Source organism: Roseibium sp. ROS1 (assembly GCF_054658215.1).
Window position 1 is genome coordinate 267,229 of sequence record NZ_BAAGIG010000005.1, and the last position, 14,836, is coordinate 282,064.

At 59.1% G+C, this 14,836-nt stretch carries 14 protein-coding genes; 6 read left to right on the forward strand and 8 right to left on the reverse strand.

Annotation, left to right across the window (positions count from 1 at the left end):
• Nucleotides 1-111 precede the first annotated feature (111 nt).
• The 3 genes from ACYQ6M_RS27420 to ACYQ6M_RS27430 all read left to right on the forward strand — a co-directional run bounded on the left by ACYQ6M_RS27420 (nucleotide 112) and on the right by ACYQ6M_RS27430 (nucleotide 3,061).
• Nucleotides 112-852, forward strand: coding sequence for an ATP-binding cassette domain-containing protein (locus ACYQ6M_RS27420; protein WP_168687729.1), 741 nt, complete (start codon nucleotides 112-114; stop codon nucleotides 850-852).
• A gap of 13 nt (nucleotides 853-865) precedes the next feature.
• Nucleotides 866-1,861 (forward strand): ABC transporter permease, encoded by a 996-nt coding sequence (locus ACYQ6M_RS27425; RefSeq protein ID WP_055660744.1) that lies wholly within the window; start codon nucleotides 866-868, stop codon nucleotides 1,859-1,861.
• A gap of 171 nt (nucleotides 1,862-2,032) precedes the next feature.
• Nucleotides 2,033-3,061: a LacI family DNA-binding transcriptional regulator gene (locus ACYQ6M_RS27430; RefSeq protein ID WP_460076795.1), complete on the forward strand. Its 1,029-nt coding sequence runs from the start codon at nucleotides 2,033-2,035 to the stop codon at nucleotides 3,059-3,061.
• A gap of 101 nt (nucleotides 3,062-3,162) precedes the next feature.
• On the opposite strand, the gene ACYQ6M_RS27435 is transcribed toward ACYQ6M_RS27430, so the two are convergent.
• The 5 genes from ACYQ6M_RS27435 to ACYQ6M_RS27455 are packed head-to-tail and all read right to left on the reverse strand — an operon-like array spanning nucleotide 3,163 to nucleotide 8,475.
• Nucleotides 3,163-4,074 (reverse strand): SMP-30/gluconolactonase/LRE family protein, encoded by a 912-nt coding sequence (locus ACYQ6M_RS27435; protein ID WP_460076798.1) that lies wholly within the window; start codon nucleotides 4,072-4,074, stop codon nucleotides 3,163-3,165.
• Nucleotides 4,071-5,033, reverse strand: coding sequence for an ABC transporter permease (locus ACYQ6M_RS27440; protein WP_055660740.1), 963 nt, complete (start codon nucleotides 5,031-5,033; stop codon nucleotides 4,071-4,073). The genes ACYQ6M_RS27435 and ACYQ6M_RS27440 overlap by 4 nt, the downstream gene beginning before the upstream one ends.
• Nucleotides 5,026-5,967 carry an ABC transporter permease gene (locus ACYQ6M_RS27445; RefSeq protein ID WP_460076801.1) on the reverse strand — a complete coding sequence of 314 codons (942 nt, stop codon included), beginning with the start codon at nucleotides 5,965-5,967 and terminating at the stop codon, nucleotides 5,026-5,028. The genes ACYQ6M_RS27440 and ACYQ6M_RS27445 overlap by 8 nt, the downstream gene beginning before the upstream one ends.
• Nucleotides 5,964-7,445: a sugar ABC transporter ATP-binding protein gene (locus ACYQ6M_RS27450; protein WP_460076804.1), complete on the reverse strand. Its 1,482-nt coding sequence runs from the start codon at nucleotides 7,443-7,445 to the stop codon at nucleotides 5,964-5,966. The genes ACYQ6M_RS27445 and ACYQ6M_RS27450 overlap by 4 nt, the downstream gene beginning before the upstream one ends.
• Nucleotides 7,446-7,458: 13 nt before the next feature.
• A complete protein-coding gene (locus tag ACYQ6M_RS27455; RefSeq protein WP_228866735.1) occupies nucleotides 7,459-8,475 on the reverse strand; it encodes an ABC transporter substrate-binding protein in 1,017 nt (338 codons plus the stop codon).
• 227 nt (nucleotides 8,476-8,702) lie between these two features.
• On the opposite strand from ACYQ6M_RS27455, the gene ACYQ6M_RS27460 reads away from it, so the two are divergent.
• Both ACYQ6M_RS27460 and ACYQ6M_RS27465 read left to right on the forward strand, forming a co-directional pair.
• Nucleotides 8,703-9,971: a sensor histidine kinase gene (locus ACYQ6M_RS27460; protein ID WP_297836068.1), complete on the forward strand. Its 1,269-nt coding sequence runs from the start codon at nucleotides 8,703-8,705 to the stop codon at nucleotides 9,969-9,971.
• Entirely contained in the window at nucleotides 9,968-10,711 is a 744-nt protein-coding gene (locus tag ACYQ6M_RS27465) for a response regulator transcription factor (RefSeq protein ID WP_055660733.1), read from the forward strand. Before ACYQ6M_RS27460 ends, ACYQ6M_RS27465 begins: the two co-directional genes overlap by 4 nt.
• A gap of 43 nt (nucleotides 10,712-10,754) precedes the next feature.
• On the opposite strand, the gene ACYQ6M_RS27470 is transcribed toward ACYQ6M_RS27465, so the two are convergent.
• A complete protein-coding gene (locus tag ACYQ6M_RS27470) occupies nucleotides 10,755-11,237 on the reverse strand; it encodes an N-acetyltransferase family protein (protein ID WP_460076807.1) in 483 nt (160 codons plus the stop codon).
• A 290-nt stretch (nucleotides 11,238-11,527) separates the two neighbouring features.
• Nucleotides 11,528-12,457, reverse strand: a complete 930-nt coding sequence (locus ACYQ6M_RS27475) for a LysR family transcriptional regulator (RefSeq protein ID WP_460076809.1) — start codon at nucleotides 12,455-12,457, stop codon at nucleotides 11,528-11,530.
• A gap of 85 nt (nucleotides 12,458-12,542) precedes the next feature.
• Here ACYQ6M_RS27475 and ACYQ6M_RS27480 point away from each other — a divergent pair, with 85 nt between their 5' ends.
• A complete protein-coding gene (locus ACYQ6M_RS27480) occupies nucleotides 12,543-13,457 on the forward strand; it encodes a PhzF family phenazine biosynthesis protein (RefSeq protein WP_460076811.1) in 915 nt (304 codons plus the stop codon).
• A gap of 68 nt (nucleotides 13,458-13,525) precedes the next feature.
• On the opposite strand, the gene ACYQ6M_RS27485 is transcribed toward ACYQ6M_RS27480, so the two are convergent.
• Nucleotides 13,526-14,704, reverse strand: coding sequence for a PAS domain-containing protein (locus ACYQ6M_RS27485; RefSeq protein ID WP_081713180.1), 1,179 nt, complete (start codon nucleotides 14,702-14,704; stop codon nucleotides 13,526-13,528).
• Between the last annotated feature and the right edge of the window lie 132 nt (nucleotides 14,705-14,836).

Below are 14,836 nucleotides of genomic sequence, written 5' to 3' on the forward strand. Positions count from 1 at the left end.
AAAACGTGTGTCATGCGGTAAGCTGAAACCGGCCTGTCACGGGGACATGACCGGGAGGACTTCCCAAGTGGCGACGTCCATCTGGCCGGGTGTTTGGGGAGGAAAATCAGAATGTCGAGGCTGAGGCTGAGCGGAATCTCAAAAAGCTTTGGAGCCATTCAGGCTTTGAACGACGTATCCCTGGAAGTGGCTCCGGGCGAGGTTCTGGGACTGATGGGGGACAACGGAGCGGGTAAATCAACCCTGGTAAAGATCGTTGCGGGCAACTTCAGGCCCACCCACGGTTCGATTTCCATTGATGACACCAGCGTGGATTTTCATCGTCCGCTCGACGCGCAGGTAGAAGGTATTGAAGTCGTTTATCAGGACCTGGCGCTTTGCGATAACCTGTCGGCGGCGTCCAATGTCTTTCTTGGCAGAGAGCCGCGACGGTCCTTCGGCGGGATCAAGCTGCTGGACTACGCCACCATGTACAAGCGCTCAGCGGAGCTTTTCGCGGCCCTCAAATCCGAGACCCGCCCTCGAGACCTTGTCAGGCGTATGTCCGGCGGGCAGCGGCAGGCTGTGGCCATTGCAAGAACGCTTCTTTCCAACGCCAAAATCGTCCTCATGGATGAGCCGACCGCCGCCATTTCGGTACGCCAGGTTGCCGAGGTCCTGGACCTGATCCATCGGCTGAGTGACCAGGGTATCAGCGTTGTCCTGATCAGCCACAGAATGCCGGATGTGTTTGCGGTCTGCAGCCGCATCGCCGTGCTGCGAAGAGGACAACTCGTGGCTTGCAAGCCGGCAAACGAAAGTTCTCCGGAAGAGGTGACCGGTTTGATTACCGGCGCCATTGAAACGGCTTGAGGGGGATCACACCATGACAACTCTTGAGCAAGCCATTGGGCACAGCCAGCACGGATCGCCCTTCTCCAGGATATTCAACTCCCAGATTTTCTGGGTCTTTCTGGCAGCCCTTCTTGCCTGTGTCGCCTTGTCTTTGCTGACGGATTCCTTCGCAACCCAGCGGAATCTGTTCAATGTGACACGCAACTTTGCATTTGTCGGCCTGATCGCGATCGGCATGACGACCGTAATTGCGTCGGGAGGGATTGATCTGTCCGTCGGATCGACAGTCGTCCTGTCCGCGATGGTCATCAGTGTCCTGATGTCGTCGGGAAACCCGTTCTGGATATCAGCGATCGCGGCACTTGTCGCAGCGGGTATTGTCGGAGCGATCAACGGTACATTGATTGCTTACGTGGGCATGCCGGCGTTTGTGGTGACGCTCGGGATGCTGTCGGCCGCCAGATCTCTGGCAATGGTCCTGTCCAACAACAAGATGATCTGGGAATTCGGCCCCGATCACGACCTGTTGTTATGGGTCGGTGGTGGCTCGACACTGGGTTTGCCGCATCCGATCTACGTCCTCGGTCTTCTGGCCGTCGTGATGAGCGTGGTGTTTCGGTGGACGAGATGGGGGCAATACGTGTTTGCCATTGGCGGAAACGAGCAGGCAGCGACGCTGACAGGCATTCCGGTGAAGCGAATCAAGGTCTCGATCTATGTGTTTTCGGCCATGACCGCGGGGGTCGCCGGCATCCTGATGGCCGGCTGGCTCGGCAGCGTGACGACAAATCTGGGACAGGCGATGGAACTGACGGTGATTGCCGCGGCGGTGATTGGAGGTGCCAATCTTGCCGGAGGCCAGGGAACGGCCCTTGGAGCGGTCATCGGGGCTCTCTTGATCGAAGTGATCAGGAACTCTCTGATTCTTCTTGGCATCTCGACGTTCTGGCAAGGCATGTTCATCGGCTGCTTCATTGTCATTGCAGTTGCATTCGACCGCGTCCGCAATTTGCGTTCACTCGACTAAAGCGTGAGGAGAAACAGACACCTGTGCAGATATCGACGGTGCAGAAACGTTGCGTTTGACCGTCTTTCCCGATAGTCATTCGCCGGTTCAGACACCTAATCCGTCCATTGCGAGGAGACCGGAACGAATATGGCGAAAAAAGCCCGGCTTGGCAAAGATAGACGTCCTACAATGATGGATGTTGCGGCAATGGCCGGAGTTTCGCAGGCAACGGTATCGCTCGTCCTGAACGGAAGTCGCGGCGCGAAGTTGAGCGACGCGACGCGCAAGCGCGTGCACGAAGCCGCCAGAGAACTTGGGTACAATCTGATACGCCGGGGTGCGCGGACCGTGCCCGATGACCGGTCGAACATTGTTTTCATTGCGGACGAAATCACAACCGATCCGTGGATGGCGCTGGCTTTCGAAGGTGTTCGGGACAAGGCGTACGAATACGGCATCAACGTCAGCCTGGCAGTCAGCCACGGAGACGAAGAAACCGAGCAGATGATCGTCAACCAGATGAGCCGCCTGCCTCTTCTGGGCATGATCTACGGCACGATCCTGACCCGGCGCGTCGAACTGTCTTCCGCCTTTGACGGCCAGCACACCGTGCTCCTGAACTGTTACAACGCCGATCGCTCCCTTCCCTCAGTCGTACCTGGCGACGTTCTGGGAGGGCGGACGGCAACCGATCATCTGATCAAGGCCGGCTACAAACGCATTGCCCTGATCAATGGCCAGTCGGGCGTGGAAGCGACGCGGGACAGGCTCAAAGGCTACCGGCAAGCCCTCTCGAGCCACGACATTCCGTTCGACGGCGACCTCGTCAAACCGGGCAACTGGGAGCCGCTGTCCGGTTACGAGCACACCCATGCGCTCATGGATCTCGACCTGCCACCGGACGCAATTTTCTGCGCGAACGATCTCATGGCCCTTGGGTGTTTCGACGCCCTGAAGGAACGCGGCCTGCGGATACCGGAAGACATTGCGGTGATCGGATTTGACAATCGGGAAATTTCCGAAAGCACGCATCCGCCGCTTTCAACGCTCGTACTGCCACAATACGAGATGGGAGAAATCGCCTTCGAACTGCTGCTCGACAACGCGAATGGCCGCCAGTCCGGACCGGCCCAGATCAAGGTCGAATGCCCGCTCATCGAGCGGGCGTCCGTAAGGGCTGCAAAACCGGTTCTCGGACAGGAAGCCGAAATGTTGTAGTGGGCCCAGGCGGCGCTCCAGGATTAACCAACGAACCGCCCCTCAGGGGCTTTTAAAGGACTTTCTCATCGCCGAGAATGCTTCCTCACAAGCCAGATTTGTCAGATCGCCGATCTTGCGTTGACCGCAATCTCATAAACCGACGTGGTTGCGGTGATCAGCAACCGGTTGCCGCGCACGCCACCGAAACACAGGTTGGAGACCACTTCCGGCACCAGGATCTTCCCGAGACGGGTCCCGTCGGGGTGGAAACAGTGAATGCCGTCGGACGCCGAACTCCAAAGATTGCCGGCGGTATCAACCCGCATTCCATCGGGAAGGCCCCGGTCAATCGTGGCAAAAACATCGTCCGACAGGATCCTGCCGGTGTCGTCCAGTTTGAAGGAGCGGATGACGGAGGGAACCCCGGCATCATGACTGGAGCCGGATTCCGCCACGTAGAGAACGCTCTCGTCCGCTGAAAAGGCCAGACCGTTCGGCTGGGTGAAGTCGGTGATGATTGCCTCGACCTCCCCCGTCGCCGGATCAACGCGGAAGACATTGCGGGCCGCCTGCTCCGGCTCTGCCGTGTAGCCTTCATAATCGCTCAGGATGCCGTAGGTCGGATCGGAGAACCAGATCGCACCGGCCGACTGGACGATCACGTCATTCGGTGAATTGAGACGTTTTCCCTGGTAGCTGTCTGCAATCACGGTGCGGGTGCCGTCCAGCTCGGTCCGGGTAACAGAGCGGGTTCCATGCTGACAGGACACCAGCCTGCCCTGACGATCCCGGGTGTTGCCGTTGGAATAGTCCGAAGGCTGGCGGTAGGTGCTGACCTGGCCATCGAGCGTCAGCCGCATCATCCGGTTTGCGGGAATATCGGAAAAAAACAGGTGCTGGTGATCGGCAAACCAGACGGGCCCTTCGGTCCATTCAAAGCCGGTCGCAAGTTGGCGCAACCTGGCATTCTTCTGGATCAGGTTCCTGAACCGGGGATCGTCGATCTGATAGGGAGAAGAGAAACTGTTCATGTGGGTCTGCCCTTTCCGGATGCGGCAGCGACGATGCCAATGATGATGGCGCCGGTCATGATCAGGCGCACGCCTGCGCCGAAGCCGTAGGAATTCAACATCGAGACGACCAGGAACATCAGCAGCGCCCCACCCCAGATGCCCGGGACATTCGAATTGCCGCCTGCGATCGAGCAGCCTCCGATCACGACGACGGCGATGGAAATCAGGAGATATTCCGTGCCCATGTTCAGCGCGGCACCTCCTGAAAAGCTCGCCAGAAGGTATCCGGTGAACGCGGCCAGGACGGCGGACGCGATATAGGTGACCGCGCGGACCGTCTCCACCGGGATCCCGCTCAGCCGGGCCGCGCGCGTGTTCTGCCCGAAGGCGGACACCCAGCGTCCGAAGATCGAGCGTTCCAGAACCACCCAGCTCAACAGCGCAATCAGCACGCCAATGATCGTCAGGTTTGGCAGGCCGGCGATGGCACCGGTCGAAAAATCCGCGAGCGCCTCGGGCGGTTTGATCCTGAGGCCGCGGTTCCACCAGATCGCCAGCGACTGATAAAGGAACGACGCTGAAAGGGTCGCAATGATTGGCGGGATCCGCAAAAGCCGGATCAGCAGGTAATTGAATGTGCCCGCGCCGATACCGACGGCAAGCGCGACGGCGAGCCCCGGCAAGATGAGATTTGCCGCGCCGTCCATGAACTTGAGCGACAGCGTGCCGGCCAGGGTCATGGTCGCAGGGATAGACAGATCGACATTGCCCGGCCCCAGCGTAATGACGAACATCTGGCCAAGCCCGACAATGGCCGAGAAGGAGGCAAAGGTCAGCGCTGCGGAAAGAAGCTCCCCTCCGCCGCGCCCTTCCGTCAGCGAAAGGGTTGCGAAATAGGCGATAGCACTGGCCGCGAATGCCCAGAACCAGGGTCTTCTGGGGATTGCGAGAACTGTCGAAAGACGGGAATTATCCATTTTCGGCCCCCTTCCATTTCCGGCTGCGGCGCGAAAAGATCAGCCGCACCGCCAGCACAAGGATGAGGATCGCGCCCTGGGCGCCTATCTGCCAGTCCGGCGACAGGCGCATGAACGAGAGGAAGCTTCCGGCGAGCGCGAGTGTCAACGCACCGAGGACCGCACCGACAGGCGAGACCCGGCCGCCGGTGAACTCTCCTCCCCCCAGGATCACTCCGGCGATGGAGAGCAACGTGTAGCGCAGCGCGATATTGGCATCGGCCGACGTTGTCAGTCCGACGAGGCAGATACCGGCCAGGACCCCGAAGAAGCCGGCAAGCGCATAGGCGCCCGCCTTCAGTTTCGTGACCGACCAGCCGGAGCGGGCGACCGCCTGGGCGTTGCCGCCGACTGCGCGCAACAGCGTGCCCGTCGAAGACCGCATGATCAAAAGGTGCGTCAGACCGGCGATGAGGATGCAGGCCACCACCGCCATCGGCACCAGTGGGGGTTTGACGGTCATCACCGTCCGGATCCATGTCGGTGCCGCACCACCCGGCGATGGCAGCAGCAGAATCGCCAGGCCTCCCCAGACGAATGACATGCCGAGCGTAACCACAATCGCCGGAAGCTGGCGAATGTGAATGAGCGCGCCGATGGCCGCATAGGCGAGGATCGATGCCAGCAGGATAGCCGCACCGACGAGCGGCGCATCGTTCAGGAAGGTTGCCGTTACACAGGCGACGAAGCTGACGAACGTCCCGACCGACAGGTCGATGTCGTTGACCATGATGATCATCATCTGCGCGATGGTTGCCAATGCGATCGGCACCGCGAGATTGAAGAGCAGGTTCAGGCCGAAGTAGCTCATTGCCCGGGGTTGAAGGTAAAAGACGGCCGCCAGCAGCACAGTCAGGGACAGGACCGGAAGCAGAATGCGGTACTTTCCGTTCATGCGCCGGCCCCCTGCATCTGGAAGGATGCGGCCAGAATGTTTTCTTCCGTGATGCCGTCCCCGGTCAACTCCACAGAGATCTGCCCGTTCCGGAACACAAACACCCGGTCACACTGGCAGACTTCATCCGTTTCCGTCGAGTACCACAGGAAGGTGCGCCCGTTGGCGGCTTCCGTTCGGATCATGTCGTAAGCTTCCTGTTTGGTGCCGACATCGACACCGCGCATCGGGTCGTCCATCACCACGATCGGGGCGGATGAGGCCAGTGCGCGGGCGAAAAGAACTTTCTGCTGATTGCCACCGGACAGGGACAAGATGAGATTTCCCAGATTGTCGGTCCGAATACCGATGCGTTTCTTCCAGTCTGCGCCCAGCGCCTGTTCAGCAATCCTGTCGACCAACCCTCGCCGGGTCAGGCTTGGCAGGTGTGTCAGCGTGAGATTTCGAAGGATCGACCAGAGCGGCATGACCCCGTCCCGGCCGCGGTCACCGGCAACGAAGGCCGCTTCAGGATCCTTCACCCGCGTAAGTTTCCCCGACCGGGACATGAAGAACCGGGCCAAAGCTTCTGCCTGCCCATGCCCGGCAAGACCCGCCAGGCCAACGATTTCCCCTTTGCGGGCACTGAGCCCTTCCGGCGTCTTCAGCACTTCTTCGCCGATGCGTTGACTGCTTTCGACCGCCGCCCGGGCGGCGGCCTTCTCGTTTGCCACATGTCCCATGGCATCGATCAGGCCCTGCTGGGTAAATTCAGACGCCGGTCTGCTGGCGATGATCTTGCCGTCCTTCATCACGTCGATCCGTGAAGCGACTTCGAAAACCTCTCCCAGCATGTGCGAAATGAAAATGACCGCACCGCCCTTGGCGCAGAAGCGACGGACATGTTCGAGCAGTTGCCGGGCAATCGAGGCATCAAGGGACGATGTCGGCTCGTCGAGGATGACGAGACGTGGTGGTGTAGGGCCACCTGCAAATCCGGCAGCGATCTCGACCATCTGCCGTTCCGCCAGGGTCAGGTCGCCGACGATCATGCCCGGTTCGATCCTGTGTCCGGGAAAGATTTCGTCGAGAGCACCGGCAATCCGCCCGGCAGCCGTTTTGCGCCAGCCAAACCCTGTCAGATCACGATGTGGAACCCTCAGATTTTCCAGTACGGACAGGTTTGGGCATAAGGAGAGTTCCTGAAAAACACTGCGGATACCGCAGGCACGCGCACGTGCTGCCCCCGTTCCTTTTCTGCCGTCCTCATGCCCGTAACGGACTTGTCCGTCCGTTGGCGTCAGTCCGCCATTGATCACGTTGACGGCTGTCGATTTGCCCGCACCGTTGTGACCCATCAGACCGACACATTCGCCGGGACTGACGGTCAGACTGACCCCGTCGAGCGCGCGCACTGCACCGAAGTGAACACACGCGCCCGAAAGGGCAACCAACGGGACATCCGGCTTCGGCCTGCCGGCGCCAGTTGCCACTTCCAATTCCGTCTCTCCCTCAGTTGGCAGCTGCAATGACGGACTTGGCGTCTTCCTGACTGTATTCGACGTTCGCCACCGAACCGGCAGGTGTTGCGGCAAGCGTCTCGTCAAGCGTTTCCTGGGTGACTTTCAGGAAAGGTACCGTGAGATCCTTGGGCACTTCTGCACCGTCGAGCACTTGCTGGGCGACCCAGAAGGCAAGCGTGCCAACACCCGGGGCAATGGAAAGAGACAGGGTCTCGTAGCCGTTTTCGTCACGCGCTTCGGCCCACCATTTCATTTCGTCCTGGCGGTTGCCCATCACGATGATCGGCATGTCGCGGCCGGCCGCCTTGATCGCCTGGGCTGCCCCGTAGCCATCGCCGCCCTGGGTCACGACCCCGACGATCTCCGGCAAGCTCGGCAAGACGCCTGCAACTGCCTTCTGGGCAACATCCTGCGCCCAGTCGCCGTGGACCGACCCGACTATCTTGAATTTCGGAAATTCCGTCACGCCCTGCTCGATACCTGCGTGGATTTCATCGTCCACGAAAACCCCGGCCAGACCGCGGATTTCAAGAAGGTTGCCGCCATCCGGCAGGCGCCCGGCGAGATATTCGACCTGCTGACGGCCCATTTCCTTGAAATCGACCGCAATGCGCCATGCGCAGGGCTCGGTGACGATACCGTCGAACGAGACGACCGTGATGCCGGCGTCACAGGCTTCCTTGATCGCGCCGTTGAGGGCCGTTGGCGAAGCTGCGTTGACCACGATCGCATCGTAACCCTGCAGGATCATGTTCTGAATCTGTGCGGCCTGTTCGGTTGCCTGGTTTTCGGACGTGGTGAATGCGTCGGCCGAGGCGACCACGCCGTCTTCAACAGCCTTGTCGCCGACCTTGGCCCAGCTTTCCAGCATGGCCTGTCGCCAGGAATTGCCGGCGTAATTGTTGGAAAGGGCAATACGTTTATCCGCGGTGTCCGCTACAGCGTGACCCGGCAGGGTGACCGCAACAAGCGCGACCGCCCCCAAGAGCTTGGCTTTGGTGTTCATGTTTCCTCCCTGACGCCAGCAGGCGTCTTTGATAACGGGACACGGTTCTCCCAATGCATCCCGCGCTCAGATTGATGACGTTAAGGAAATGCGTAAAGCGGAAGAAACGCATCACGGTTGCGGGAACCCGCAACCGTGATGCACTGAAGCGCGCAACAGATGGGTTGCCGACGCAAGCCCTGTACCGCACACTGGCATGCAATAAACGGGAGGAGCTTGTTGTTGCCATGCGACAGGAAGCCAATGAAAACCAGGAGGTGTCAGAGCCGACGGCTCTCGTCTCCCTCTTGCGCATTTCCAGTCATCTTGCGGGCCAGGTCGAAATCCGGGCTGCCCTGAGATCGGTGAAGGCCGAGATCGAGAACCTGCTTCCGATCGATCACCTGGACGTCTGCCTGGTGGACGACAAGAACACCTGGAACACCAGTTACGAAGTCGGCATGAAGACGCGCTGGAGCCTGTCACGCACGCCTGTCGCCATCTCGCCCGTTCGCAGCATCCTGCTCGGGGAGACGGATTACATGCTCACCGGCAACGCCATGGAAGACAAGCGCTACACCTATGAGGGTGCGCTGGCCCAACCGATCATCAAGCACAAGCTGCGCAGCCGGGTGAATGTCGCCATGAAGGTGCTTGGCCGCACCATCGGCGCGCTGAACTGTTCCTCCTGCACAGCGGACATCTACGACGAGGCAACAGTTGTGCGCGTCAGGCAGATTGCCGATGTGCTTGCCCCCTATTTCTATTCCCTTCGCGCGAACGAAAAGGCCAAGCGCGCAGCCGTCGTCCGCGCGGAAGCCCAGGCTCGCGAAGAAGGCCTGCGGCAAGGCGCACTGGAACTGACGCGGGTTCTGGAACAGGAACGCCAGCGCATCGGCATGGATCTGCATGACCAGACCCTTGCCGATCTGACCCGGATCATGCGGGACGTTGAAAAAATGGATACGGCCTCCGACAAGGCCCGGGTGATCGGCAGCATACAGCACTGCATCGGTGACCTTCGCCGGATCATCGATACTGCCGTACCAACGATCCTGGACCTATTCGGCTTTGCACACGCCTTGCGAATACATCTGGAGCGCGCGGTGGAGGACGTTTCGTCCACCTTCCTTGAAGCTGCGGACGAGACGGACGGATTGATCGATACCCTGGATCCCACCATCCGGATTGCCCTGTTTCGCATTGCCCAGGAAGCCATCAACAATGCCGCTCGCCACTCCGGAGCCGACCAGATAAGTGTCTCCGTGAAGCGTGTGAAATCCGGCCTGCAAATGACAATCAGGGACAATGGCAAGGGGCTTCCCGGTTCCCGTCTCGGCCGGCACACCAGCAAGGCAACAGGAGGCATTGCCCATATGCGCACACGGGCAAGGTTGATTGCCGCGGACTTCGGGATGTCGAGCAAGGAAGGCACGACCATCACGGTGAAATTGCCGATGACCTGCGCCCCGTGCCAGGAAACCGCACCACACACGGGTGAGGAAGAGCTGGCATGAAGGTGCTTCTGGTAGAAGACGATCAATTCCATGCCGGGTATCTGAGCGAGGCCCTTCAGCTGGCCTTGCCGGATGTCGAGGATATCCTCCACGCGACCAACGGCCTGGAGGGCGAGCAGTTGGCACGCAGGCATTCCATCCAGTCGGTGGTGATGGATCTTCAGATGAAGGAACGCAACGGCATCGACGCCGCCCGGACGATCTGGCGCGAACGCCCCCAGACCCGCATCCTGTTCTGGTCAAACTATTCGGACGAGGCGTACCTGCGCGGCATTGCCCGGATCGTGCCCCAGGAAACCTCCTATGGATATGTTCTGAAGACGGCAACACAGGAGCGGCTCCACCTGGCGCTGCGCGGTGTTTTTCTGGAGTCCCAGATCGTGGTGGACCAGGAAATTCACCGGGTTCAGCAGCGCCACATCCGGACACACGACACACTTACGGACAGCGAATATGCCGTTCTCCTGGACATGGCTCTCGGCCTGTCGGACAAGGTCATTGCCGTTCGGCAGGGACTGTCGCTTCGCACCGTCCAGAACCGCCTGCTCTCGCTTTATGACAAGCTGGGCGTCGACAATCTCGAAACGGTACCTGCCGATTTTGCGATCAACAAACGGACACGTGCCATTACACGCGCCCTGAACCTGCGTGCCATAAACGCCGAAAGCCTGGAAAGCGCCGAGCGCGACTTGCAGAAGTGGCTTGACAGCCATACCGAGCAGATCGAAAAGGCGCGTTGACGCTTCGGCCCGATTGCCACAAACCACCCGGCATCCAGATCTGTCAAAGACGCTTCTCGACGCTGTAATTATGTATGTCGACATCGCCGATCTTCAGGTCGCGACGATGCAGACGTTCAAAGCCCTGCTTCAAAAATACCGGCAGTGCCGTCTCGCTTGCCTCGGAATAAAGGCAGCCCAGACCCCGTTGCCTTGCCGCGCCTTCAAGCGCCCCGATCAGGCTTGAACCAACACCACGGCCAGCCGCAGCTGGATCAACGTAGAGGAACTGGATATGACCATCCTCTTCGAGGTCGGAAAATCCGATAACCCGCGCTTCGTGATCTACCGCCACAAGCGCGAGCCTTCCATCCCCATAGGCCGTTTCCATGATTTCACCCGTCGGTGCAATGGAGAGCCAGGCAGCCCGCTGGACTTCTGAGTAGTCGGCCCTGGCAATCTGATCGACCGCGCCTTGATAGATGGCGGCAAGGGCATCACCGTCGCCTGGCTCAAATACCCTGATCTGGTAGGTCTTGTCAGTCATGGGTCCAGTGGATCTTTCGAGGTTGGCGGAGGGCGTGAACCAGCGTACCGGTAACGTGATGGCCTCTGCGTGAAGCAGCAGGCCATCCGTTTGATCCATCAGCCGCGAGCAGTCAACAAAGCGGCCTTCGGCACTGCAATCATGTTCTGGATAATTTAGCCCTGCATTTCCTGACCTGGTCGAACCTCGAGTACCTCGGTTTTTCCGACCAGGACAAACTTGACCTTGCGATGCAATGGCTCAAGGCGTCTGGTGACGCTTGAAAGGCCACGTACGGAACCAAATACCGTTCAAGCCTGGGAAATCAGCCTTCGGTTCTGGTCGCGTGCGATCTCGATTTCAGTGCCGATCCAGGCCCGCAGATCGCTATATCCCTCCGTGTCTGCATAGGCAGCCGTCGTCACCAGCCAGTATTTTGCCTTCGAGGCGACCGGTTTGCCGACGACTTCCAGAAACCCTGCCTCGATGTCGTTTTCGATCAGTAGTGTCCTGCCGAGCGCTACACCCATGCCACTGATGGCGGCCTGGATCGCGAGGTCGGCTCTGGCAAAGGAAGCCGCAGGTTTTGGAGGTGATTCCGGCCAGTTGTGGCCCTTGAAATAGTCGGTCCAGCTGAAGCCCGTTCCGTCTGTCCCGCCGGACCTGTCTGCAAGCAAGGCCGGTGCTCCCTTGCCGGGAACCATTTGCCCCTTCAACAAGCCGGGCCGCGCAACGGGCACAAGTTGCGCAGTCATGAGTGCTTCGGCGTGGAACCCCGGATAAGGGCCGGTCCCGTAGCGGATCGCCGCCTGGGCTTCACCGGTGTGAAGGTCGACAAGCCTGTCTTCCACATCGACCACAAGGTCAAGACCGGCCTCCTGCGCGCGCTGCAGCGCCGGAACGATCCATTTCATGGCAACCGAGGACGACACGGACAAACGTATGGTCCTGGACGTCTTCACATCCGCTATCCGCGACAGCGCACTGCCCCAGATCTCCTGACAACGCTGCGCGGCATCACAAACGATCCGTCCCGCTTCCGTCGGGACGATGCGCCGGGTCGTTCGCTCGAAAAGCCGAATGCCGAGCGCAGCCTCCAGAGACTTGATGCGATGGCTGACCGCCGACTGCTCCAGACCGACCGCGACGGCTGCCCGGGAGAAGTTCCCTTCTTCTGCAATAGCGTGCAGCAGCTGTGCGTTCAGCAAAAGACGGTTTTGCAGTTCGTCTCGCTCATTCATGAAATTCACTCATGTATTCAGGCGTTGAATGAGCAATAAGACGACATCATTCTTGTGTCCAGTCAATGATTGAGAGGTGCATGGAATGAATGAAACGAGAGAAATTGTCGCCCGCATCGTGAACGGGTTCGTTACGCGCCGGAACGGTTCGGAAGCCTTTGGCGGAAATCCGGCCGGCGTCATCCTCGATGCCGATGGCTTGTCGGAAGCAGACATGTTGACCGTTGCGGGAAAGATCGGACTCTCAGAGACAGCCTTCGTGTCTAAATCAGCGAAAGAAGGGTTCAAGCTGGACTTCTTCACGCCAAACAGGCGGATAGCCCATTGTGGCCATGCAACGATAGCGACCTTCAGCTACATGGCAGAACTGGGCCGGGTTCGGGAGGGTGTCACCTCAAAGGAAACCGTCGATGGTCCGCGCAAGATCGTCATCAAGAACGGCGCGGCATACATGGAACAGCTTGCCCCGACTTATGAACGGAGCCCAGCCTGGGCCGAGCGCGGTGTCAGCGAAGCCGACGTGCTGGCTTCGCTCGGTCTGAAGGCAGACCAGCTGGATGAGCGCCTGCGCCCTGTCCTCGTGAACACAGGCAACAGTTTCGTCGTCGTCGCTGTACGCGATGCAGAAGTCTTGAAGCAGATCGTACCGGACCAGTCGAGGATCAATGACATCAGCAACAAGCTGGACCTGATCGGCTACTACGTTTTCACGACCGATCGAAACGCCACGCAGGCCGACGCCACCACCCGCATGTTCGCACCGCGCTATGCAATTGACGAGGAATCCGCCACTGGCATGGCCGCGGGCCCCCTCGCCTGTGTGCTGCACGACCTGCTTCACGAAAGGAAATCACGGTTCGTCATTCAACAGGGCCACTTCATGACCCCGGCTTCCCCTAGCGTCATTACCGTGGATCTTGACCTTGAAGATGGCAGGATTACCGGCCTGATGGCGGGTGGTTATGGATCCGTCATGGAGGAAATGACCGTCACGATCTGACGGCATGACACTCAAATGCCTGGAGGTCTGCGTTGGCGGGCCTCCAGAGACGTACGGTGATGGCAGGATCAGTTGAAGCTCATGTCCAGCAGGCGCGAGAAGAAATTCTGGGCTTTTTCGTTGCCGGGTTTGTCCTTTTCAAGCCGGACAGGCAGAAACTCGAGCACGATCTGCCGCGAGGACTGTTTGCCGATGAAGCAGGTGCGAATGCGGTAGTGCCTCTTGAGTCCGATGTGACTTTGAACCTGCCACACACGGCCAGCGTCCCAACCGACCTTGTCGAGAACAAGGGTCAGATCACGAACGTCATTCGCGCTCATGAGCGTGTCGGATAGCCGTTCGGTTCCTATTTGTTTTGCGGACAAGCCCAACTCGCCGCGCCCGGCCTTGTTGGCGTATTTGATGCGGCGAGTATCCAGATCGGCAACCAGAATTGGGGTTGGAACCGCATCCAGAACTTCATTGGCAGATATTTCCACTGAATTGGCAGCAAGTTCCCCTGCAAAGATGATACCCCCGTTCGGATCATCGAGCGCCATCGGATGCAGATCGTAAAGAACTTCAACAGGATCGCCTACTGTCTGAGGCAGCTTGAGTGTTCCCTTGGACGCAAGGCGGCTTCGCAACATCTCGGCAAATGAGCCGGCGAGCTTCTTGCCTATGTAATTGGGGATCGTTCTTGCATCTCGGCCGACAACCTGTTTGGCGTTACTTATGCCGAACAGCTTCAGAAACTGGCGATTGGCCGACTGAACCACCCCCTTGTTGTCCGTAATGAGGACAGCACTGGCGTTCGAGATAAAGACGTTGGACAGGTTTTGCAGAATGTCCGGCAATTCCGCGTTGACCGGCGCTTCCGGCGCACACTCCTTCATCAGCCCTATGATCAGAAACGCCGGTTTGCCGGAAATGCGAGAAGCCACCAGGTCGTAGGACTTGTGACCGCCATCCGTTTTCATGGTGACACGAGTGGTCTGCGACAGACCGTGTTCCACCGCATTGGAAATCACCTTGAGGAAGCGGGTTCTGTCACGCTGGATGTAGTATTGAAGCGCCCTTTGAATGGACAGCTTTGCAAGGCGATAACCTCTGACAGAGGTCGGATCCGACCTTTGCCAGCACAACTCTTCCGCAACCGGATCGTAGGCCCAGTAGGAAACACCCATCGCAGTCAGGATCGCGCTTGTTTCCGGATTGGGAACCAGCTGACGCATGGACCGAATAAGAATGTTGACTTCTGTAGACATGCTGCGTCTTCGTCATTAGCGCCAACTTGCACTCAAGTATTGAGCACGTCAAAGCTGAAAAAAGCCTGAATCCGCATTTATAAACCGGGTCTATTTAATCGAAAAAGTTCTGCACTCGTGAAGATTTAATCC

Coding starts and splice junctions, on each gene's coding strand:
- ACYQ6M_RS27420 (WP_168687729.1), top strand. CDS start 112: ATGTCGAGGCTGAGGCTGAGCGGAATCTCAAAAAGCTTTGGAGCCATT.
- ACYQ6M_RS27425 (WP_055660744.1), top strand. CDS start 866: ATGACAACTCTTGAGCAAGCCATTGGGCACAGCCAGCACGGATCGCCC.
- ACYQ6M_RS27430 (WP_460076795.1), top strand. CDS start 2,033: ATGATGGATGTTGCGGCAATGGCCGGAGTTTCGCAGGCAACGGTATCG.
- ACYQ6M_RS27435 (WP_460076798.1), bottom strand. CDS start 4,074: ATGAACAGTTTCTCTTCTCCCTATCAGATCGACGATCCCCGGTTCAGG.
- ACYQ6M_RS27440 (WP_055660740.1), bottom strand. CDS start 5,033: ATGGATAATTCCCGTCTTTCGACAGTTCTCGCAATCCCCAGAAGACCC.
- ACYQ6M_RS27445 (WP_460076801.1), bottom strand. CDS start 5,967: ATGAACGGAAAGTACCGCATTCTGCTTCCGGTCCTGTCCCTGACTGTG.
- ACYQ6M_RS27455 (WP_228866735.1), bottom strand. CDS start 8,475: ATGAACACCAAAGCCAAGCTCTTGGGGGCGGTCGCGCTTGTTGCGGTC.
- ACYQ6M_RS27460 (WP_297836068.1), top strand. CDS start 8,703: ATGCGACAGGAAGCCAATGAAAACCAGGAGGTGTCAGAGCCGACGGCT.
- ACYQ6M_RS27465 (WP_055660733.1), top strand. CDS start 9,968: ATGAAGGTGCTTCTGGTAGAAGACGATCAATTCCATGCCGGGTATCTG.
- ACYQ6M_RS27470 (WP_460076807.1), bottom strand. CDS start 11,237: ATGACTGACAAGACCTACCAGATCAGGGTATTTGAGCCAGGCGACGGT.
- ACYQ6M_RS27475 (WP_460076809.1), bottom strand. CDS start 12,457: ATGAATGAGCGAGACGAACTGCAAAACCGTCTTTTGCTGAACGCACAG.
- ACYQ6M_RS27480 (WP_460076811.1), top strand. CDS start 12,543: ATGAATGAAACGAGAGAAATTGTCGCCCGCATCGTGAACGGGTTCGTT.
- ACYQ6M_RS27485 (WP_081713180.1), bottom strand. CDS start 14,704: ATGTCTACAGAAGTCAACATTCTTATTCGGTCCATGCGTCAGCTGGTT.